Source organism: Mycobacterium sp. 4858 (assembly GCF_900240975.1).
Classification (GTDB): domain Bacteria; phylum Actinomycetota; class Actinomycetes; order Mycobacteriales; family Mycobacteriaceae; genus Mycobacterium.
The window spans coordinates 1,711,132-1,730,914 of record NZ_LT968775.1 but is presented as its reverse complement, the minus strand read 5'-3'; the positions used below and the strand labels follow the sequence as shown (position 1 = coordinate 1,730,914).

Genomic DNA, 19,783 nt, shown 5'->3' with positions numbered 1-19,783 from the left:
TACCCGGCCGCAGGTGTTTCCTGAGGCCAGGTAGCCCCTTGGGGTGCTTCGCCTGAGTAGAATCGAGCCACTGGCGTCGATCCGGCATCACCGGGGAGCCTTCGGAAGAACCGCCGGCTTCGCGAGCCGGCTCAGTAGAACCGAACGGGTGGGCCCGTCACAGCCTCCAACGAGCGGCCACGCGCGGTGTGGCAAGCGGGGTGGTACCGCGGCGCTCGCGCAGGCAGCGCGTCGTCGTCCCCAGTAGGCGCTACCAGTGCTCAACGGCACTGAGGCACAGGAGACGACGCACCACGTGACCGATAACGCTGACGCCACGGCCTACCCCAAACCGGCCGGTGGCTCGCCGGATTTCCCGGCCCTCGAACTCGAGGTCCTCGACTACTGGGCCGGCGATGACACCTTCCGGGCCAGCATCGCCCGCCGCGACGACGCCCCGGAGTACGTCTTCTACGACGGGCCGCCGTTCGCCAATGGGCTGCCGCACTACGGGCATCTGCTCACCGGCTACGTGAAGGACATCGTGCCGCGGTATCGCACCATGCGCGGCTACAAGGTGGAGCGTCGCTTCGGCTGGGACACCCACGGGTTGCCCGCCGAACTCGAGGTCGAGCGCCAGCTGGGCATCAACGACAAATCGCAGATCGACGACATGGGGATCGCCGCGTTCAACGACGCGTGCCGTGAATCGGTGCTGCGCTACACCGACGAGTGGCGGGCCTATGTCACCCGCCAGGCCCGCTGGGTCGATTTCGACAACGACTACAAGACGCTCGACCTGTCCTACATGGAGTCGGTGATTTGGGCGTTCAAACAGCTGTGGGACAAGGGCCTGGCCTACGAGGGCTACCGCGTCCTGCCGTACTGCTGGCGTGACGAAACCCCGTTGTCCAACCACGAATTGCGCATGGACGACGACGTCTACCAGAGCCGCCAGGACCCCGCGCTGACCGTCGGATTCAAGGTCGTGGGCGGCGCGCTGGACGGCGCGCACCTGCTGGTGTGGACGACGACGCCGTGGACCCTGCCGTCGAACCTGGCGGTCGCGGTCAACCCCGAGGTCACCTACGTCGAGGTCCGGGCCGGCGAGCACCGCTTCGTGCTGGCCCAGCCGCGGCTGGCCGCCTACGCCCGCGAGTTGGGCGAAGAACCCGAGATACTGGGCACCTACAGCGGTGCCGACCTGCTCGGCACCCGCTACCTGCCGCCGTTCCCGTATTTCATGGACAGCCCCAAGGCTTTTCAGGTGCTGCCCGGGGAGTTCGTCACCACCGAGGACGGCACCGGCATCGTGCACATGGCGCCGGCCTACGGCGAGGACGACATGGCGACCACCGACAAGGTGGGCATCGTGCCGGTCACCCCGGTCGACTCCAAGGGCCGTTTCGACGCCAGCGTCCCGGATTACCGCGGGCAGCACGTCTTCGACGCCAACCCGCACATCATCCGCGACCTGAAGAACGGCAGCGGCCCGGCGGCGGCCAACGGCGCGGTGTTGGTGCGCCACGAGACCTACGAGCACCCCTACCCGCACTGCTGGCGGTGCCGCAATCCGCTGATCTACCGGGCGGTGTCGTCCTGGTTCGTCACCGTCACCGCGTTCCGCGACCGCATGGTGGAACTCAACCAGCAGATCACCTGGTATCCCGAGCACGTCAAGGACGGCCAGTTCGGCAAGTGGCTGCAGGGCGCCCGCGACTGGTCGATCTCGCGAAACCGCTACTGGGGCAGCCCCATTCCGGTGTGGAAGTCCGACGACCCGGCCTACCCGCGCATCGACGTCTACGGCAGCCTTGACGAGCTGGAACGCGACTTCGGGGTGCGGCCGACCAACCTGCACCGGCCCTACATCGACGAGCTGACCCGCCCGAACCCGGACGACCCGACCGGCCGCAGCACCATGCGGCGCATCCCGGACGTGCTCGACGTGTGGTTCGACTCGGGCTCGATGCCGTACGCCCAGGTGCACTACCCGTTCGAGAACCGCGAGTGGTTCGACACCCATTACCCGGGCGACTTCATCGTGGAGTACATCGGCCAGACCCGCGGCTGGTTCTACACGCTGCACGTGCTGGCCACCGCGCTGTTCGACCGGCCGGCCTTCAAAACCTGTGTCGCGCACGGGATCGTGCTGGGCTCCGATGGGCAGAAGATGAGCAAGTCGCTGCGCAACTACCCCGACGTCTCGGAGGTGTTCGACCGGGACGGCTCCGACGCCATGCGGTGGTTCCTGATGGCCTCGCCCATTCTGCGCGGCGGCAACCTGATCGTCACCGAGCAGGGCATCCGCGAAGGCGTGCGCCAGGTCCTGCTGCCGCTGTGGAACGCCTACAGCTTCCTGGCGCTCTACGCGCCGAAAGTCGGTTCCTGGCGCACTGATTCGTGTCAGGTGCTGGACCGCTACATCCTGGCCAAGCTGGCCGGCCTGCGCGACGACCTCACCCGTGAGATGGACACCTGCGACATCTCGAGGGCGTGCGAGCACTTGCGGCAGTTCACCGAGGCGCTGACGAATTGGTATGTGCGCCGGTCGCGTTCGCGGTTCTGGGAAGAGGACCCCGACGCCATCGACACCCTGCACACCGTGCTCGAGGTCACCTCGCGGCTGGCCGCGCCGCTGCTGCCGTCGGTCACCGAGATCATCTGGCGCGGCCTGACCGGGGGGCGGTCGGTTCATCTCACGGACTGGCCCGACGCCGAAGCGCTGCCGGCCGACCCCGATCTGGTCGCCGCGATGGACCAGGTCCGCGAGGTGTGCTCGGCGGCGTCGTCGCTGCGCAAGGCCAAGAAGTTGCGGGTGCGGCTGCCGCTGCCGAAATTGACCGTGGCGGTGGAGAACCCGCAGCGGCTGGAGCCGTTCGCGGACCTGATCGCCGACGAGCTCAACGTCAAGAGCGTCGAGCTGACCGACGCCATCGACACCTACGGGCGGTTCGAGCTCACCGTCAACGCCCGCGTCGCCGGCCCGCGGCTGGGCAAGGACGTGCAGGCCGCCATCAAGGCGGTCAAGGCGGGGCAGGGCGTCGTCAACCCCGACGGCACCCTGACCGCGGGACCCGCGCTGCTGCAACCCGAGGAGTACAGCTCGCGGCTGGTCGCCGCCGACCCGGAGTTCACCGCGGCGCTGCCCGACGGGGCCGGGCTGGTGGTGCTCGACGGCACGGTCACCCCGGAGCTGGAGGCCGAGGGCTGGGCCAAGGACCGCATCCGTGAGCTGCAGGAGCTCCGCAAATCCACGGGTCTCGACGTGTCCGACCGGATCTCTGTCGTGATGTCGGTGCCGCCCGAGCGGGCCGACTGGGCGCGCACCCATCGCGACCTGATCGCCGGTGAGATCCTGGCCACCAGTTTCGAATTCGGCGCGCCGTCCGACGGCGTCGACATCGGCGACGGCGTGCGGGTCAGCATCGCCAAGGTCTGAGTCGCGAAACTGTATTCCGCGACGCATTTCCCGAGACGAGCCGTCGTTAGTTGCAGTCTCGCGGGCATGTCGGCGTGGCGTGGCACCCTGCCGTCGTGAGCACAGAGCCATTCGTCGGTACCGACGCCATTCGGGCGGGAGCGTGGACGCAACGTGAACTCCGGCGTTCGTGCACCCGGATCTACCGCAATGTGTACCAGCGGCGCGGTGGCGAATTGACCGCGCGGGACCGCGCGATCGCCGCGTGGTTGTGGTCCGGTAAGCAAGCCGTCGTGGCGGGCACCTCGGCCGCGGCCCTGCACGGCGCCCAGTGGATCGATCCGCACTCCCCGGCCGAACTGGTCTGCGATCGCACGCGTCCGCCGTCGTTGATCGTCACCCGCAACGAGACACTTGCGACAGGAGAGGTGACGATGGTCGACGGCATACCCGTCACATCGGCGGCCCGCACTGCCTTCGACCTGGGACGGCGACCGGGGTCGACACTCGCGGTGATCCGCATGGACGCCCTGGCACGAGCGACGGGCCTCGCCGCCGAAGACGTGTGGCCGCTGATGGACAAGCACCGCGGCGCACGCGGCATGAAGCAGTTGCGTAGGGTGGTGCCCCTCGTCGACGCCGGCGCCGAATCTCCCCAGGAGACCAGGACCCGGCTGGCGCTGATTCATGGGGGTCTGCCCAGGCCGCAGACTCAGATCGTCGTGCGCAACGTGTGGGGCGCCGTGCTGGCCAGGATCGACATGGGCTGGGAGGCGTGGCTCGTCGGGGTGGAATACGACGGGCCGCAGCACTGGACGGACCCGCGAATCCGGGCCAACGACATCGAGCGCACCGCAGAACTGGAGCGACGCGGATGGCGCTTGATCCGGGTCGGTGCCGACCTGCTACGACACCGACCGGATGTCGTCGTGGAGCGGGCGCGAAGTGCCCTGGCGGCGAGGGGCTGCCCGTGCTGACCGCGAGACTGTAACCAGCGACGTGTTTCTCGAGAAGACTCGTCGCTGGTTACAGTCTCGCGGAGGAATGCGGGCGCAGCGCGCGGTGGGCGTGGGGCCAGAACGGCATGCCTGCCACGACCGTCGCGCCGGTGGCGATTAGTCCGACCGCGACGTCGACGCTCTCGCGGCCGTCCCGTGCCCAGTAGACGTCCTTGAGGTCCAACAGCAGCGCGAGCTCGTCGACGATCATGGCGTTCGCGGCGCCGTAGGCGATGGCCGCAGCCGGGTGCCGTCGTTGCCTGTCGGTTCCGCGCAGCCCCACGCCGCCCACCGTCGCCAGCATCCCGATGCCGATGTTGTAGTGGTGAAAGTGCTTCCCGCCCAACGACATACCGCCCCCCGAGGGGCCATGGCCCGCCCGGATCCAATGCGTGAGCGCCCGCAGCCCGGCGAACGTGAGGGTGAACGACGTCCAGGCCAGCACCGTGGCCTGTTCACCGGGCTGCAGCCGCTGGTTCCACTGATGGCGCACCCGCTCCCATCGAGACTTCGGTGCGTCTGTGCCGTCAGCCTCCATACCCAACGACGCTAGACCCATAGCATCGATGCGTGGAGTCCCGTTGGGTGCTGCACCTGGACATGGATGCGTTCTTCGCCTCGGTGGAACAACTCACCCGGCCGACCCTGCGCGGGCGGCCGGTGCTGGTGGGCGGCCTGGGCGGGCGTGGTGTGGTGGCCGGCGCCAGCTACGAGGCCCGCGTGTACGGCGCCCGCTCGGCCATGCCGATGCATCAGGCCCGCCGCCTGATCGGGGTGACCGCGGTGGTGTTGCCGCCGCGCGGCGTGGTGTACGGGGTGGCCAGCCGACGGGTCTTCGACGCCGTGCGCAGCGTGGTGCCCGTCGTCGAGCAGCTGTCCTTCGACGAGGGCTTCGGTGAGCCGCCTCACCTCGCGGGCGCGTCGTCCGAGGAGGTTGAGGCGTTCTGCGAGGACCTGCGGCGACGGGTTCGCGACGAGACCGGCCTGATCGCCTCGGTCGGCGCCGGCTCGGGCAAGCAGATCGCCAAGATCGCGTCGGGCCTGGCGAAGCCCGACGGCGTTCGGGTGGTCCGGCGCGCCGAGGAGCGGCCGCTGCTGGGCGGGTTGCCGGTGCGGCGGTTGTGGGGCATCGGGCCGGTCGCCGAGGAGAAGCTCAATCGGCTGGGCATCGAGACGATCGGCAACCTGGCCGCCCTGACCGACGCCGAGGCCGCCAACATACTGGGTGCGACGATCGGGCCGGCGCTGCACCGCCTGGCCCAGGGCGTCGACGACCGCCCCGTCGCCGAGCGCGCCGAAGCCAAGCAGATCAGCTCCGAGTCCACCTTCGCCGTCGACCTGACCAGCCTGGAGCAGCTGCGGGAGGCGATCGACCCGATCGCCGAGCACGCGCACCAACGCCTGCTGCGCGACGGCCGGGGCGCGCGCACCGTCACCGTGAAGCTGAAGAAATCCGACATGAGCACGCTGACCCGCTCGGCCGCGATGAAGACCGTGCGCAGGCTTTCGTGCCGGGCCACCACGTCGCCCAGTGCGGCATGGAACGCGTCGGCATCCACGCGCCCGTCCAGCCGCAGCGCCGCCGCCATGTTGTACACCGCCGACGGTCCCTGCAATTGGTCGAGGAACCACAGCCGGGATTGGGCGAAGGACAACGGAATCACCGCGGGCCGTTCGATCGCCGTCAACGGCGTGCGCCCCGCCCCGTCGTCGCCGAGGCGCGGCGCCAACTGGTGGATGGTGGGCGCCTCGAACAGCGACCGCACCCCGAGGTGGGCGCCCAGGCCGGCGTTGACCGCCGCNCTCACGTGATATAACAAGATCCTAAGTGTACACGTATATCTCACAGAATCAAGTAGAAAAGGTCCCCTCTTGTTTTTTTTTTTAACATCACCGCCGCCCCCACGTATCTCCCCCTCACAATTCGCCGACAGCGTCAGTTGTGAATAAAAGACAGCCGCGGCCCCGGGCCCGGCCAGGACGTTCCCCGCCGACACCGCCGAGCTGACCAAGGCTAACCCGGTCGATTCGCTGGACTGGCCGGAATACCTGGGCGCCCTGCAGGCCCTGGAAGCGAACGAACCGTCAGCCCCACCGGGCGATGACGTCGCCGACCGGTAGCTTCGCGGCCAGCGCGGCCATCATCAGCACCCGGGCCTGCGGTGGCCGCAAGCCGGGCACCATCACCGCGCCCGCGGCCGCCATCTCGTGCCCGGGCCCGTAGCTGGCACCGACCCGGCCGCCCGGGACGCGGGTGGACACCGCGACCGCGACCCCGGCCCGGCACTGCCGACGCACCGCGTCGACCACCGCGTCGCCGGCGTTGCCCGAACCCAGCGCCTCGAGCACCACGCCACGGGCCCCGGCGGCCACGCACGCGTCCAGGGCCACCCCGTCGCTGCCCAGGTACGCGGCGACGATGTCCACCCGCGGCGCGTCCGCCGCGGTGAGGTCGCCCAGCCGGGGCCGCGTCTTGGTGCCGGCCAGCGTGACACCGCCGTTCACCGTGCCGATCAGCTCACCCGCGAAGCCGGTCAGGTCGTCGGTGGCCACCTTGCTCATCCCCAGCGGCTGCAGCACCCGGCCGGCGAAACACACCAGCACACCCAGGCCACGGGCGGCGGGGCTGCCCGCCACCGCAAGGGCGGCCCGCAGGTTGGCCGGGCCGTCGGCGCCGGGCGCGTCGGCGCTGCGCATGGCCCCGGTGAGCACGACGGGAACGTCGCCGTCATGGGTGAGCTCGAGCCACAGCGCGGTCTCCTCCATGGTGTCGGTCCCGTGCGTGATCACCACGCCGTCGGCGCCGCCGTCGATCGCCGCGCGCACCGCTCCGCGGATCCGGTCCCAGTCGGCGGGCATCAGCTGCGAGCTGTCCACGGCCAGCACGTCGACGACGTCGACATCGAGGCCGGCAGCCAGATCGGCCGCGCCATAGGAGGGCCGGTGCACGCCGTCCGCGCCCGTGCCGGTCGATATCGTGCCTCCGGTGGCGATGACGGTGAGCCGGCCCATGGTGAGATCATCGCGCACGCCAACCGCGAACCTCGGCCGGCCCGAGTACGCATTGGGGGATGATGTGAGAGTGCCCGAGGAACCCACAGGATCCACTGAGCCCGTGACCTCAACCGACGAGGCCAAGGACGCGCCCGTCACCGACCCGCAGCGGCCGCCGAGGCGGCTGCGCCTGCTGCTGTCGGTCGCCGCGATCGTCTTGGCCCTGGACGTCGTCACCAAGGTGCTCGCCGTCAAACTGCTGCCGCCCGGTCAGCCGGTGCCCATCATCGGCGACACGGTGACCTGGACGCTGGTGCGCAACTCCGGCGCCGCGTTCTCCATGGCGACCGGATACACCTGGGTGCTGACGCTGATCGCGACCGGTGTGGTGGTCGGCATCTTCTGGATGGGCCGCCGGCTGGTGTCGCCGTGGTGGGCGGTCGGGCTGGGCATGATTCTGGGCGGCGCCACGGGCAACCTGGTCGACCGCTTCTTCCGGGCGCCCGGACCGCTGCGCGGCCATGTCGTGGACTTCCTGTCGGTGGGCTGGTGGCCGGTGTTCAACGTCGCCGACCCGTCGGTGGTCGGCGGCGCCATCCTCTTGGTGGTGCTGTCGGTCTTCGGCTACGACTTCGACACCGTGGGCCGCCGGAGCAAGGCCGACCGTAGCCGATGACCGACCGTTCCATGCCGGTCCCGGAGGGGCTGGCGGGCATGCGCGTGGACGCGGGCCTGGCCCGGCTGCTCGGACTGTCCCGCAGCGCCGCGGCGGCCCTGGCCGAAGACGGCGGCGTCGAGCTCGACGGCGTGCGCGCCGGCAAGTCCGACCGGCTGACCGGGGGCGCGTGGCTGCAGGTGCGGCTGCCCGAAGCCCCGCCGCCGGTGGAGAACACGCCCGTCGACATCGAGGGCATGACGATCCTGTACTCCGACGACGACATCGTCGCGGTGGACAAGCCGGCCGCGGTGGCCGCGCACGCGTCGGTGGGCTGGACGGGGCCGACCGTGCTCGGCGGCCTGGCCGCCGCCGGCTACCGGATCACCACGTCCGGGGTTCCCGAGCGGCAGGGCATCGTGCACCGCCTCGACGTGGGCACCTCCGGCGTGATGGTGGTGGCGCTCTCCGAGCGCGCCTACACCGCGCTGAAGCGGGCGTTCAAACAGCGCACGGTCGATAAGCGCTACCACGCGCTGGTGCAGGGGCATCCGGACCCCTCGAGCGGGACGATCGACGCTCCGATCGGACGCCACCGCGGCGGCGAGTGGAAGTTCGCCGTCACGAAGGAGGGCCGGCACAGCCTCACCCACTACGACACCATCGAAGCCTTCCAGGCCGCCAGCCTGCTCGACGTGCACCTGGAAACCGGTCGCACGCACCAGATCCGGGTGCACTTCTCCGCGCTGCACCATCCGTGCTGCGGCGACCTGGTCTACGGGGCGGATCCGAAACTCGCGAAAAGGCTTGGGTTGGAACGGCAATGGTTACATGCCCGCTCGCTGGCGTTCGCCCATCCTGCGGACGGCAGGCGGATGGAGATCGTCAGCCCCTACCCGGCCGATCTGCAGCACGCGCTGGACGTGCTGCGCGCCGAGGGTTGATCAGTCTGATGGTCGCGACCCGCTGCGCCCGGCTTCGCCGCGCTTGCGATCACTCAGCCGGCTTGCGCGCCTCCACGAGCAGCCGCACCGAGTGCGCGACGAACGGCCCGTCGGCCTCGATCCGCTCGTGCAGTTCACGCAGCCGGTCCCGGTAGGCGTCGACCGTGAAGTCCGGCACCGTCCAGATCACCTTGCGCAGGAAGTAGATCACGGCGCCGACGTCGAAGAACTCGGCGCGCATGCGCTCCATGCGCATGTCGACCACGTCCATCCCGGCGGCCCGGGCCTCGGCGCCCTGGACGTCGGGGTGCAACTCCGCCCACTTCTCCGGCTGTGGGCCGATGAAGTATTCGACGAGCTCGGCCATCGTCGCGGGCCCGATCTGCTGGGCGAAATAGGTGCCGCCCGGCCGCAGCACCCGGGCGATCTCGGCCCACCGCACCGCGATCGGGTGGCGGCTGGTCACCAGGTCGAAAGCCGCGTCGGCGAACGGCAGCCGCGGCTCGTCCCCGGTCACCACGACCACCACGCCGCGGGGATGCAGCCGCTGGGTGGCCAGCGCCGCGTTGGGCGGCCACGACTCCGTCGCGGCCATCGTCGGCGGAAACCGTTCGGCGCCGGCGAGCACTTCGCCGCCGCCCGTGTCGAGGTCGCAGGCGGCCGACGCGCTCGCCAGCCGCCGGCTCATCTGCCGCTGGTAACCCCACGACGGGCGCTCCTCGGTGGCGCGCCCGTCCAGCCAGGAGAAATCCCAACCGTCGACGGGGGCCGCGTCGGCCTCCGCCACGAGGTCGTCGAATGTGCGGGCCATGCCGAGCATGCTAGGCAGTGATCAGCGACGAAGTGAGCGTCCAACCGGTGCGAGTCCTCGAAGCCGTTACTGATCCGATCTTTCGGGTATCGGTCCGCCTCAGCCGGCGGACTGACCGCCGCCGTAATCGCGCGGGGTAGCGCCGAACCGGGTCCGGAACTCGCTGATGAAGTGCGAGACGCTGACATAGCCGACCCGGTGGGCGATATCGGCCACCGCCAACCGCCGGTCCAGCACGAGTTCGCGCGCCCGGTTCAGCCGCACGTCCTTGACGTACTGATACGGCGAAGTCCCCGTCACCTCGCGGAACGCTCTGGTGAATGCGGATGAACTCAGGCCCACCTGCGCGGCCAGGGTCGCGACCGTTATCGGCTCGGCCCAATGCGCGTTGATGTACGTCAGTGCCGCGCCGATGGGATTACCGGCCGCCTGCTGGGTGGCGAAGTCCCTCATTCGCGCAAACTGTTCCCGTTGCAGAACCCGGTACACCAACTCGCGAAGATAGAGGGGCGCCAGCACACGCCGATCGACGTCGGTCGACAGCGACCGCAAGAACCGCAGGATCGAACTCATGACTTCGTCGTCGAGTGCGGAGACGACGCACGATTCGGTGAGATCTCGCACCGCCGCGGCCTCGGCGCGCTCCCGGCCCGGCATTTTCTCGGTGATGTCGCGAACGGTGGATGGATCCACCTCCAGCACCATGCACAGGCAGGGCTTGCTCGGCGACGCCTCAAGCACCTCGCTCTGGAATTGCAGATCACCGTTGATCACCAGGTAACTGAACTGGTCGTAGACATGACGCCGACCCATCTCAATGACCGCCTTGCGGCCTTGCGCGACGAGTCCGATCGACAGTCCCCGGATCTCCTGCCACTCGGGTTCGGCGGGCTCGGTGAAACGGTAGATCGTCAGACCTGGCCATAATCCGACGTTTGCGCCGGAATGCCATGCACGAGCCGTCAATTCGGCGACAAGATCGCCGGAGGTGAGATGGTGCTCGATGGGTTCGGTGGCGGTCAGGTCGGCACCCCCTTGGCATCAACACACCGCGGAGGCCGCAACCGCTCCGCAAACAAAAGGTATCGGACTGCCGGGGTCCTCGCTGGGTAAGTGTCGCCGGGGCCGGATCGAAACGGGCAAACATTGAGCAGGAATCTTGTACCGCGGCCGCCATTGATCCGGTTGGCTTTTGATCATCCTTCGGGCAGGACCCATACCGGCGCCATAGGCGATCACATTGCGGACATCGAGGAGAGATCATGCCGATGCGGGCAGCACGCATGCACGGATACAACCGGCCGCTGGAGATTGACGAAGTTCCCATTCCCGATGTCGGGCCCAGCCAGGTCCTGATCAAGGTCGCGGCGACGGGCATGTGCCGCAGCGATTATCAGCTGCTGGATGGCTACTTCCGGGACGGCCTGCCGGTGGACTTCCCGTTCATCCCCGGACACGAAGTGGCGGGCACCATCACCGAAGTGGGCGCCGACGTGCCGGATGCCGCCGGTATCGGCGAAGGGGACCTTGTCGTGGTGGACCCGAACTGGGGGGACGGCACCTGCCGGCAGTGCCACGAAGGCAACCAGCAACTGTGCGCCGATGGGCAACTCGTCGGATTCGGACCCAATGGGGGTTTCGCCGAGTACATGGCCGCTCCTTACGACCACGTGATCTCCGTTGCCGATCAACCGAATGCCGAACCCCGGTACCTGGCCCCACTGACCGATGCGGGCCTCACGCCTTACCGCGGTATGAAGAAGTTGCGTGACGCGGGCAAGCTCGGCGCCGGCCGCACGGTGGTTGTCAACGGTATCGGTGGCCTCGGCAGCTACGCGGTCCAATACGCCCGGTTGCTTGGCGGCGGCGCGACCGTGTTCGGGTTCGCCCGCAGCGACGAAAAGCTCCGGATCGCAACGGACCACGGCGCCCATCACACCGTCAACGTCCGGGACAAGTCCGTCGAGGACGTGCAGGACGAGATCGAGGACGTGACCGGCCGCCGCACCGTCGACGCGGTGCTGGACTGCGCCGGGTCCCCGGAGTCCCTGGGACTGGCGGCCGCAATTCTCGCGACCGAGGGCGCGCTGTCGCAGGTAGGCCTCATGGGAGAGCGGGTGGAACTGCCACTGTTTCCGTTCGTCAGTGGAGAGAAGTCCTACTTCGGCTCGTTTTGGGGCAACTACAACGACCTGCGGGAAGTGCTTGCACTCGCCGGCCAAGGCCTGATCAAGCACCACGTGGTCCCGGTCAAACTCGACGACATCAACGACAAACTGGAAGCGTTGGGGCGAGGAGACATCGTCGGCCGGGCGGTCGTCGTCTTCGACTGATCCGTCGGCCCTTCGCGCGCCGAATCACGGTGCGCGGCAGACGAATTTGGTGCCGTTCAGGTCAAGCTTGACCTCGCCCTGGTGCTCCCAGTACTGCGAGCCCTGCCGGCCGTATCGGGCGCCGCTGCCCGACGGCTCGAGGAAGAGGATCTCCTGGTTGCCCTTCCAGTTGAGCACCGCCGCGGGCGGGTCGAATTCGTTGTAGAACTGCGCGGTCAACGGCCCCGCGTCGGCGGGGCACTGGTAGGTGACGACGGGCGGGCTCAGGGTGCCGGGGTCGGCGATGGCCAGTTCGACCAGCCGCGTCTGATACGCCTCGACCAGGCAGGTGCGCGCTTCCGGGTTCTGTGCGCAACCGTCGCGAGTGGTCGCCCAGCTGTTCTGCGCGGACGTCAGCGCGCCCTGGTCCACGCCGGGCCGGGCAAGGGCCTGTTGGTAGGCGGCCTGCAGGCGGTGGTCGAGGTCGGTCAGCTGCGGATCGCGGCACACCAGCTGCTGCGCCGCGTTGGCCGGTTTGGCGCAGTCGAGCGCCGCCGCGGTCGGCGGGGCAGTCGTGGTGGTGGTCGTTCCCGTGGTGGTGCCGGCCGACGGCGGGGTCGTTTTCGCACCGCAGGCGCCCAGCATCAGGGCCGCAACGATGACGGCGAGCAGTCGCATACGTGCTGACTACCGGTTGCAGGCCGCCGCCCGGGCGCGACACGCCGAGCTCGCCGGCGATCTCGGCGGAGCGGTCAGACGGTCGCCTTGTTGGCCTCGCCGGTGGCGATCTCGGGAGCCAGCGGCGCGATCGCACCGATGATCTCCGTGACCGTCTCGGAGGGAACCCCGGCCGCCGCGAGCGCGTCGGACAGGTGCCTGGCCACCAGGTTGAAGTGGTGCATCGTGATGCCGCGACCCTGGTGCACCTGCTTCATCGGCGCGCCGGTGTAGGGCTCGGGGCCGCCGAGTGCGGCCGCGAAGAACTCCACCTGCTTGCCTTTGAGACGGTTCATGTTGGTTCCGGTGAAGAAGCCCGCGAGTTGGTCGTCGGCAAGCACGCGAACGTAGAAGTCCTCGACCACGACTTCGATCGCCTCGTGCCCACCGATCCGGTCATAGATCGCGACCGGCTCGGGTTTGCGCAAGCGTGCCAGAATTTTCATAAGTGCGATTGGAACATCTCGGCATTGCTCGCCAGTTAGTTCGCGATCACACGCGGATATCTTTGCGTAACAAGCGGATTGCCGCCTTTTGACGGTTGCGCACGGCCGGCCGTGAGACGTGCGCCCGCTGTTACATGCCCGAAATCTGCATCGAGCCGGCGAACCTATGCCATAGGTTGGCTCAATGACTCACGTCACATCATGCACACCGCCCCGCCAGGCGATCGTGGTCAACGGGCAGGCCAATTGCGGTCGGGGGGCCGACACCATCAGGAGCGAAAGCCGATGAATCTTGGTGACTTGACGAGCTTGGTCGAAAAGCCGCTCGCGAACTTGGTGGAGAAGCCGATCGCGGCGGTGTCCCACCTCGTCAACACGCCCAACTCCGCGGGGCGCTACCGGCCCTTCTACCTGAGGAATCTGCTCGACGCCGTCCAGGGCCGCACGCTCGACGAGGCGGTGGGGGGCAAGACCGTCCTGATCACTGGGGGATCGTCGGGCATCGGCGAGGCCGCCGCAAAGAAGATCGCCGAAGCGGGCGGCACGGTCGTGCTGGTCGCGCGGACCCGGGAAAACCTGGAAAAGGTCGCCTCAGAAATCGAAGGCAACGGTGGCACCGCACACGTCTACCCGTGCGACCTGTCCGACATGGACGCCATCGCCGCGATGGCCGACCAGGTGCTGGGCGACCTCGGCGGCGTCGACATCCTGATCAACAACGCGGGGCGGTCCATCCGGCGCTCGCTGGAGCTGTCCTACGACCGGATCCACGACTACCAGCGGACCATGCAGCTGAACTATCTGGGCGCCGTCCAGCTCATCCTCAAATTCATCCCCGGGATGCGGGAACGCGGATTCGGGCACATCATCAACGTCTCCTCGGTGGGTGTGCAGACCCGTGCGCCGCGCTTCGGCGCCTACATCGCCAGCAAGGCCGCGCTGGACAGCCTGTGCGATTCCCTGCAGGCCGAAACCGTCAACGACGGCGTCAAGTTCACCACCGTGCACATGGCCCTGGTGCGCACGCCGATGATCAGCCCGACCACGCTCTACGACAAGTTCCCGGCGCTGACGCCGGATCAGGCGGCCGGGGTGATCGCGGACGCCATCGTGCACCGGCCCCGGCGGGCCAGCTCGCCGTTCGGGCAGTTCGCCGCCGTCGCCGACGCCGTGAACCCGGCGGTGATGGACCGAGTGCGCAACCGGGCGTTCGCCATGTTCGGCGACTCCGAAGCCGCCCGGGGTGACGAATCTGCAAGCGAGTCACAGCAATTCGACAAGCGCAGCGAGACGTTTGTGCGGGCGACCCGCGGGATACATTGGTGACATCATGAGCCTTCCCAAGCCCGACATCCAGACCACCGTCGTCATCACCGGCGCCTCGTCCGGCATCGGCGCCGAACTGGCCCGCGGGCTGGCCCGCCGCGGCTTCCCGCTGTTGCTGGTCGCGCGGCGCCGGGAACGCCTCGACGAGCTGGCCAACGAAGTCGGCCAGGAGTACTCCGTGGCGGTCGAGGTGCTGCCGCTGGACCTGGGCGATTCGAAGGGCCGCGCGAAGCTGGCGGACCGGCTGCGCGCCGAGCCGATCGCCGGCCTGTGCAACAGCGCGGGCTTCGGCACCAGCGGCGTCTTCCACGAGCTGCCGCTCGAGCGCGAAAGCGAGGAGGTCACCCTCAACGCGCTGGCGCTGATGGAACTCACCCACGCGGCCCTGTCCGGCATGGTCAAGCGCGGTGTCGGGGCGGTGATGAACATCGCCTCGATCGCCGGCTTTCAGCCGGTGCCGTACATGGCGGTCTACTCGGCCACCAAGGCGTTCGTGCAGACGTTCTCCGAGGCCGTCCACGAGGAGCTGCACGGCACCGGGGTGTCGGTCACGTGCCTGTGTCCCGGGCCGGTGCCGACCGAGTGGGCCGAGATCGCCAACGCCGAGCGGTTCAGCATTCCCATCGCGCAGGTCTCGCCGCGCGACGTCGCCGAGGCGGCGATCGCCGGGATGCTGGCCGGCAGGCGCACCGTCGTGCCCGGTGTGGTGCCGAAGGTCGTCAGCACCGGCGGCAGGTTCGCGCCGCGGGGTCTGCTGCTGCCGGGGATCCGGATCGGTAGCCGCTTCCGCGGGGGACCCAGCCGCTGAGCGTGCGCCGCGTCCCCTCGGTCACTTCCGTCACTGCGCCGGGGCGATCGACGAGGTGCCCGCCTCACAGCGACAAAGGCGGCTACCGCGCAGCGGGTCTCGGATTGTCGCTACGAGGCGGGCGCAACGCCGCATCCCTCTGATCCGCATCCCTCCGAGCGGGGGCGCGCGGGGCGGGTGTGACGAAGCGGCCGCGCTAGGCTCCGCGCATGGCCGCTGTTGACCTGACCGCCGACGTACCGATGAGCCCGCAGGACATGTGGGACCACGTCTCCGACTTGTCGGACCTGGGAGACTGGCTGGTGATGCACGAGGGCTGGCGCAGTGATCTGCCCGACGAGCTCGGCGAGGGCGTCCAGGTGGTGGGCGTCGCCCGGGCGAAGGGGTTCCGTAACCGGGTGACCTGGACGGTGACCACGTGGGATCCGCCGCACGAGGTGGCGCTGTCGGGTTCGGGCAAGGGCGGCGCCAAGTACGCCGTCACGCTCACCGTGCGAGCCGCCGCCGAGGGATCGACGCTCGGACTGCGGCTCGAGCTGGGCGGGCGTCCGCTGTTCGGCCCGGTCGGTTCGGCGGCGGCGCGCGCCGTCAAAGGCGATGTGCAGAAGTCGCTGAAGAACTTCGTCGAGATGTACGGGTAAAACCGCGCGAGACACACGCGGCGACACGCCGAACTCGTGTCGGTCCGCGGTCATAGACTGGCGTCCCTATGAACCACTCCTCCTTCGTGCACCTGCATAACCACACCGAGTACTCGATGCTGGACGGGGCCGCGAAGATCACGCCGATGCTGACCGAGGTGGAGCGGCTGGGGATGCCTGCGGTCGGGATGACCGACCACGGAAACATGTTCGGCGCCAGCGAGTTCTACAACGCGGCGGCCAAGGCCGGGATCAAGCCGATCATCGGGGTCGAGGCGTACATCGCGCCCGGCTCGCGCTTCGACACCCGCCGCATCCAGTGGGGTGACCCGGGCCAGAAGTCCGACGACGTCTCGGGTAGTGGTTCCTACACGCACCTGACGATGGTCGCCGAGAACGCCACCGGACTGCGCAACCTGTTCAAGCTCTCGTCGTTGGCCTCCTTCGAGGGCCAGCTCGGCAAGTGGTCGCGGATGGACGCCGAGCTCATCGCCGAGCACGCCCAGGGCATCATCGCCACCACGGGCTGCCCGTCGGGTGAGGTGCAGACCCGGCTGCGGCTGGGGCACGACCGTGAGGCGCTGGAATCGGCCGCCAAGTGGCGCGAGATCTTCGGCGCCGACAACTACTTCCTCGAGCTGATGGACCACGGGCTGTCCATCGAGCAGCGCGTCCGCGAGGGCTTGCTCGAGATCGGACGCAAGCTCGGCATCCCGCCGCTGGCCACCAACGACTGCCACTACGTCACCCGCGACGCCGCCCACAACCACGAGGCGCTGTTGTGCGTGCAGACCGGTAAGACGCTGTCGGACCCGAACCGGTTCAAGTTCGACGGCGACGGCTACTACCTCAAGTCCGCCGCCGAGATGCGCCAGATCTGGGACGCCGAGGTGCCCGGCGCCTGCGACTCGACGCTGCTGATCGCCGAACGGGTGCAGCCGTACGACGACGTGTGGACGCCGCGGGACCGGATGCCGGTCTTCCCGGTGCCCGAGGGACACGACCAGGCGACCTGGCTGCACCACGAAGTGATGGCCGGGCTTCGGCGGCGATTCCCCACGGGCGTCGGCCAGGACTACATCGACCGGGCCGAGTACGAGATCAAGGTCATCTGCGACAAGGGCTTCCCGTCGTACTTCCTGATCGTCGCCGACCTGATCAATTACGCCCGGTCGGTCGACATCCGGGTGGGGCCCGGCCGCGGTTCGGCGGCGGGCTCGCTGGTGGCCTACGCGCTGGGTATCACCAACATCGACCCGATCCCGCACGGGCTGCTGTTCGAGCGGTTCCTCAACCCCGAGCGCCCGTCGGCACCCGACATCGACATCGACTTCGACGACCGTCGTCGCGGTGAGATGGTGCGCTACGCCGCTGACAAGTGGGGCCAGGACCGCGTCGCCCAGGTCATCACCTTCGGCACCATCAAAACGAAAGCGGCGCTGAAGGATTCGGCGCGCATCCATTACGGTCAGCCCGGCTTCGCCATCGCCGACCGGATCACCAAGGCGCTGCCGCCGCCGATCATGGCCAAGGACATCCCGCTCTCGGGCATCACCGACCCGGCGCACGAGCGGTACAAGGAAGCCGCCGAGGTCCGCGGCCTGATCGAAACCGATCCGGACGTCCGCACCATCTACCAGACCGCGCGCGGCCTGGAGGGTCTGATCCGCAACGCCGGCGTGCACGCCTGCGCGGTGATCATGAGCAGCGAGCCGCTCACCGAGGCCATCCCGCTGTGGAAGCGGCCGCAGGACGGCGCCATCATCACCGGCTGGGACTACCCGTCGTGCGAGGCCATCGGCCTGCTGAAGATGGACTTCCTGGGCCTGCGCAACCTGACGATCATCGGCGACGCGCTGGAAAACATCAAGGCCAACAGGGGAATTGACCTCGACCTGGAGTCGGTGCCGCTCGACGACAAGCCCACCTACGAGCTGCTGGGCCGAGGCGACACCCTGGGCGTGTTCCAGCTCGACGGCGGGCCGATGCGTGACCTGCTGCGCCGCATGCAGCCGACCGAGTTCAACGACATCGTCGCCGTGCTCGCGCTGTACCGCCCGGGCCCGATGGGCATGAACGCCCACAACGACTACGCCGACCGCAAGAACGCCCGGCAGGCCATCAAGCCGATCCACCCGGAGCTCGAGGAGCCGCTGCGCGAGATCCTCTCGGAGACTTACGGTCTGATCGTCTACCAAGAGCAGATCATGTTCATCGCCCAGAAGGTCGCCTCCTACACGATGGGCAAGGCCGACGCGCTGCGCAAGGCGATGGGCAAGAAGAAGCTCGAGGTCCTCGAGGCCGAGTACAAGGGCTTCTACGAGGGCATGACCGCCAACGGGTTCTCGGAGAAAGCCGTGAAGGCGTTGTGGGACACCATTCTTCCGTTCGCCGGGTATGCGTTCAACAAGTCGCACGCCGCCGGTTACGGCCTGGTGTCGTACTGGACCGCCTATCTCAAGGCCAACTATCCGGCCGAATACATGGCCGGGCTGTTGACCTCGGTGGGCGACGACAAGGACAAGGCCGCGGTCTACCTGGCGGACTGCCGCAAGCTGGGCATCACCGTGCTGCCGCCGGACGTCAACGAGTCCCTGGTGAACTTCGCGTCGGTCGGCCAGGACATCCGGTTCGGGCTGGGTGCGGTGCGCAACGTCGGCGCCAACGTGGTGGGTTCGCTGATCAAGACCCGCAACGAGAAGGGGAAGTTCACCGACTTCTCGGACTACCTGAACAAGATCGATGTCTCGGCCTGCAACAAGAAGGTGACGGAGTCGTTGATCAAGGCGGGCGCGTTCGACTCGCTGAGCCATGCCCGCAAGGGCCTCTTCCTGGTGCACACCGATGCCGTCGATTCGGTGCTGGGCACCAAAAAGGCTGAGGCGATGGGGCAATTCGACCTGTTCGGCGGCGAGGACGGCTGCACCGAGTCGGTGTTCACCATCAAGGTGCCCGAAGACGAGTGGGAGGACAAGCACAAGCTGGCCCTGGAGCGGGAGATGCTGGGCCTGTACGTGTCGGGGCATCCGCTGAACGGCGTGGCGCACCTGCTGGCGGCGCAGGTGGACACCCAGATCCCGGCCATCCTGGACGGCGACGTCCCCAACGACACCCAGGTTCGGGTCGGCGGCATCCTGGCGTCGGTCAACCGGCGGGTCAACAAGAACGGGATGCCCTGGGCCTCAGCGCAACTGGAAGACCTCACCGGTGGCATCGAGGTGATGTTCTTCCCGCACGCCTATTCCACCTACGGCGCCGACATCGCCGACGACGCGGTGGTGCTGATCAACGCCAAGGTCGCCGTCCGCGACGACCGGATCAGCCTGATCGCCAACGACCTTGTGGTGCCGGACTTTTCCAACGCCCAGCCGAACCGGCCGATCGCGGTCAGCCTGCCCACCCGGCAGTGCACCGTCGACAAGGTCAGCGCGCTCAAGCAGGTGCTGGCGCGTCACCCCGGCACCGCGCAGGTGCATCTGCGGCTGATCAGCGGGGACCGCATCACCACCCTGGAACTGGACGCCTCGCTGCGGGTGACGCCCTCGCCGGCGCTGATGGGTGATCTCAAGGAGCTGCTCGGTCCGGGGTGCCTGGGCAGCTAGACCGCGGCTCGGGCGTCAGGGTTCATGCCCAAGCATTGATTGAATCGCGCTTTGAGTTGGTACTTTGCGGGCACAAGACTTTGACATGGCCGCGCAACTCGGTTTCTGCTGCCAGACAACGATGTTGTG

15 protein-coding genes and 2 pseudogenes are annotated in these 19,783 nt (G+C 68.4%); 10 read left to right on the top strand and 7 right to left on the bottom strand.

Annotated elements, in window-relative coordinates; all coding sequences use genetic code 11:
• Positions 1 to 295: 295 nt before the first annotated feature.
• Positions 296 to 3,421 carry an isoleucine--tRNA ligase gene (ileS, locus tag C1737_RS07885; protein WP_102417831.1) on the top strand — a complete coding sequence of 1,042 codons (3,126 nt, stop codon included), beginning with the start codon at positions 296 to 298 and terminating at the stop codon, positions 3,419 to 3,421.
• Positions 3,422 to 3,516: 95 nt separating this feature from the next.
• The gene (locus tag C1737_RS07880; RefSeq protein ID WP_233214682.1) at positions 3,517 to 4,377 is read left to right on the top strand and encodes a DUF559 domain-containing protein; all 861 of its coding nucleotides are present in this window, start codon (positions 3,517 to 3,519) and stop codon (positions 4,375 to 4,377) included.
• A 49-nt stretch (positions 4,378 to 4,426) separates the two neighbouring features.
• Here C1737_RS07880 and C1737_RS07875 read toward each other — a convergent pair whose 3' ends face one another.
• Entirely contained in the window at positions 4,427 to 4,936 is a 510-nt protein-coding gene (locus C1737_RS07875; protein ID WP_199182789.1) for a hypothetical protein, read from the bottom strand.
• A 47-nt stretch (positions 4,937 to 4,983) separates the two neighbouring features.
• Here C1737_RS07875 and C1737_RS07870 point away from each other — a divergent pair.
• A pseudogene (locus C1737_RS07870) lies at positions 4,984 to 5,886 on the top strand (DNA polymerase IV); the annotation flags it as partial.
• Here C1737_RS07870 and C1737_RS27500 read toward each other — a convergent pair.
• Together C1737_RS27500 and C1737_RS07855 are read right to left on the bottom strand one after the other, a co-directional pair.
• Positions 5,874 to 6,200: pseudogene (locus C1737_RS27500) on the bottom strand (condensation domain-containing protein); the annotation flags it as partial. The pseudogenes C1737_RS07870 and C1737_RS27500 overlap by 13 nt on opposite strands.
• A gap of 283 nt (positions 6,201 to 6,483) precedes the next feature.
• Complete coding sequence (locus C1737_RS07855; protein ID WP_067917958.1) at positions 6,484 to 7,410, bottom strand: asparaginase; 927 nt, start codon at positions 7,408 to 7,410, stop codon at positions 6,484 to 6,486.
• A gap of 70 nt (positions 7,411 to 7,480) precedes the next feature.
• On the opposite strand from C1737_RS07855, the gene lspA reads away from it, so the two are divergent.
• Positions 7,481 to 8,068, top strand: coding sequence for a signal peptidase II (lspA, locus tag C1737_RS07850; RefSeq protein WP_082973115.1), 588 nt, complete (start codon positions 7,481 to 7,483; stop codon positions 8,066 to 8,068).
• Positions 8,065 to 8,991 carry an RluA family pseudouridine synthase gene (locus tag C1737_RS07845; protein WP_068098513.1) on the top strand — a complete coding sequence of 309 codons (927 nt, stop codon included), beginning with the start codon at positions 8,065 to 8,067 and terminating at the stop codon, positions 8,989 to 8,991. The genes lspA and C1737_RS07845 overlap by 4 nt, the downstream gene beginning before the upstream one ends.
• A gap of 49 nt (positions 8,992 to 9,040) precedes the next feature.
• Here the strand turns inward: C1737_RS07845 and C1737_RS07840 are convergent, their stop codons facing one another.
• Together C1737_RS07840 and C1737_RS07835 are read right to left on the bottom strand one after the other, a co-directional pair.
• On the bottom strand, positions 9,041 to 9,802 hold the full coding sequence (locus C1737_RS07840) for a class I SAM-dependent methyltransferase (protein WP_102417829.1): 762 nt from the start codon (positions 9,800 to 9,802) through the stop codon (positions 9,041 to 9,043).
• Between the two features lie 99 nt (positions 9,803 to 9,901).
• Entirely contained in the window at positions 9,902 to 10,768 is an 867-nt protein-coding gene (locus tag C1737_RS07835; protein WP_197516454.1) for an AraC family transcriptional regulator, read from the bottom strand.
• A 296-nt stretch (positions 10,769 to 11,064) separates the two neighbouring features.
• On the opposite strand from C1737_RS07835, the gene C1737_RS07830 reads away from it, so the two are divergent.
• Positions 11,065 to 12,135: an NAD(P)-dependent alcohol dehydrogenase gene (locus C1737_RS07830; protein WP_102417660.1), complete on the top strand. Its 1,071-nt coding sequence runs from the start codon at positions 11,065 to 11,067 to the stop codon at positions 12,133 to 12,135.
• A gap of 24 nt (positions 12,136 to 12,159) precedes the next feature.
• Here the strand turns inward: C1737_RS07830 and C1737_RS07825 are convergent, their stop codons facing one another.
• A complete protein-coding gene (locus C1737_RS07825) occupies positions 12,160 to 12,792 on the bottom strand; it encodes a lysozyme inhibitor LprI family protein (protein ID WP_102417659.1) in 633 nt (210 codons plus the stop codon).
• A gap of 74 nt (positions 12,793 to 12,866) precedes the next feature.
• Complete coding sequence (locus tag C1737_RS07820) at positions 12,867 to 13,277, bottom strand: group 1 truncated hemoglobin (protein WP_102417658.1); 411 nt, start codon at positions 13,275 to 13,277, stop codon at positions 12,867 to 12,869.
• 285 nt (positions 13,278 to 13,562) lie between these two features.
• On the opposite strand from C1737_RS07820, the gene C1737_RS07815 reads away from it, so the two are divergent.
• From C1737_RS07815 to dnaE, 4 genes are all read left to right on the top strand, one after another.
• Positions 13,563 to 14,603, top strand: coding sequence for an SDR family NAD(P)-dependent oxidoreductase (locus tag C1737_RS07815; RefSeq protein WP_102417657.1), 1,041 nt, complete (start codon positions 13,563 to 13,565; stop codon positions 14,601 to 14,603).
• 4 nt (positions 14,604 to 14,607) lie between these two features.
• Positions 14,608 to 15,411 carry an SDR family oxidoreductase gene (locus C1737_RS07810; RefSeq protein ID WP_102417656.1) on the top strand — a complete coding sequence of 268 codons (804 nt, stop codon included), beginning with the start codon at positions 14,608 to 14,610 and terminating at the stop codon, positions 15,409 to 15,411.
• 209 nt (positions 15,412 to 15,620) lie between these two features.
• Positions 15,621 to 16,052 carry an SRPBCC family protein gene (locus C1737_RS07805; protein WP_067917932.1) on the top strand — a complete coding sequence of 144 codons (432 nt, stop codon included), beginning with the start codon at positions 15,621 to 15,623 and terminating at the stop codon, positions 16,050 to 16,052.
• A 68-nt stretch (positions 16,053 to 16,120) separates the two neighbouring features.
• The gene (gene dnaE, locus C1737_RS07800) at positions 16,121 to 19,654 is read left to right on the top strand and encodes a DNA polymerase III subunit alpha (RefSeq protein ID WP_102417655.1); all 3,534 of its coding nucleotides are present in this window, start codon (positions 16,121 to 16,123) and stop codon (positions 19,652 to 19,654) included.
• The last annotated feature ends 129 nt before the right edge of the window (positions 19,655 to 19,783 follow it).

Bases quoted from the DNA above. Each gene is read 5' to 3' on its own strand.
- C1737_RS07875 (WP_199182789.1), bottom strand. From the start codon at position 4,936: ATGGAGGCTGACGGCACAGACGCACCGAAGTCTCGATGGGAGCGGGTG.
- C1737_RS07820 (WP_102417658.1), bottom strand. From the start codon at position 13,277: ATGAAAATTCTGGCACGCTTGCGCAAACCCGAGCCGGTCGCGATCTAT.
- C1737_RS07855 (WP_067917958.1), bottom strand. From the start codon at position 7,410: ATGGGCCGGCTCACCGTCATCGCCACCGGAGGCACGATATCGACCGGC.
- C1737_RS07805 (WP_067917932.1), top strand. From the start codon at position 15,621: ATGGCCGCTGTTGACCTGACCGCCGACGTACCGATGAGCCCGCAGGAC.
- C1737_RS07830 (WP_102417660.1), top strand. From the start codon at position 11,065: ATGCCGATGCGGGCAGCACGCATGCACGGATACAACCGGCCGCTGGAG.
- C1737_RS07815 (WP_102417657.1), top strand. From the start codon at position 13,563: ATGAATCTTGGTGACTTGACGAGCTTGGTCGAAAAGCCGCTCGCGAAC.
- C1737_RS07810 (WP_102417656.1), top strand. From the start codon at position 14,608: ATGAGCCTTCCCAAGCCCGACATCCAGACCACCGTCGTCATCACCGGC.
- C1737_RS07845 (WP_068098513.1), top strand. From the start codon at position 8,065: ATGACCGACCGTTCCATGCCGGTCCCGGAGGGGCTGGCGGGCATGCGC.
- C1737_RS07840 (WP_102417829.1), bottom strand. From the start codon at position 9,802: ATGGCCCGCACATTCGACGACCTCGTGGCGGAGGCCGACGCGGCCCCC.
- dnaE (WP_102417655.1), top strand. From the start codon at position 16,121: ATGAACCACTCCTCCTTCGTGCACCTGCATAACCACACCGAGTACTCG.
- C1737_RS07825 (WP_102417659.1), bottom strand. From the start codon at position 12,792: ATGCGACTGCTCGCCGTCATCGTTGCGGCCCTGATGCTGGGCGCCTGC.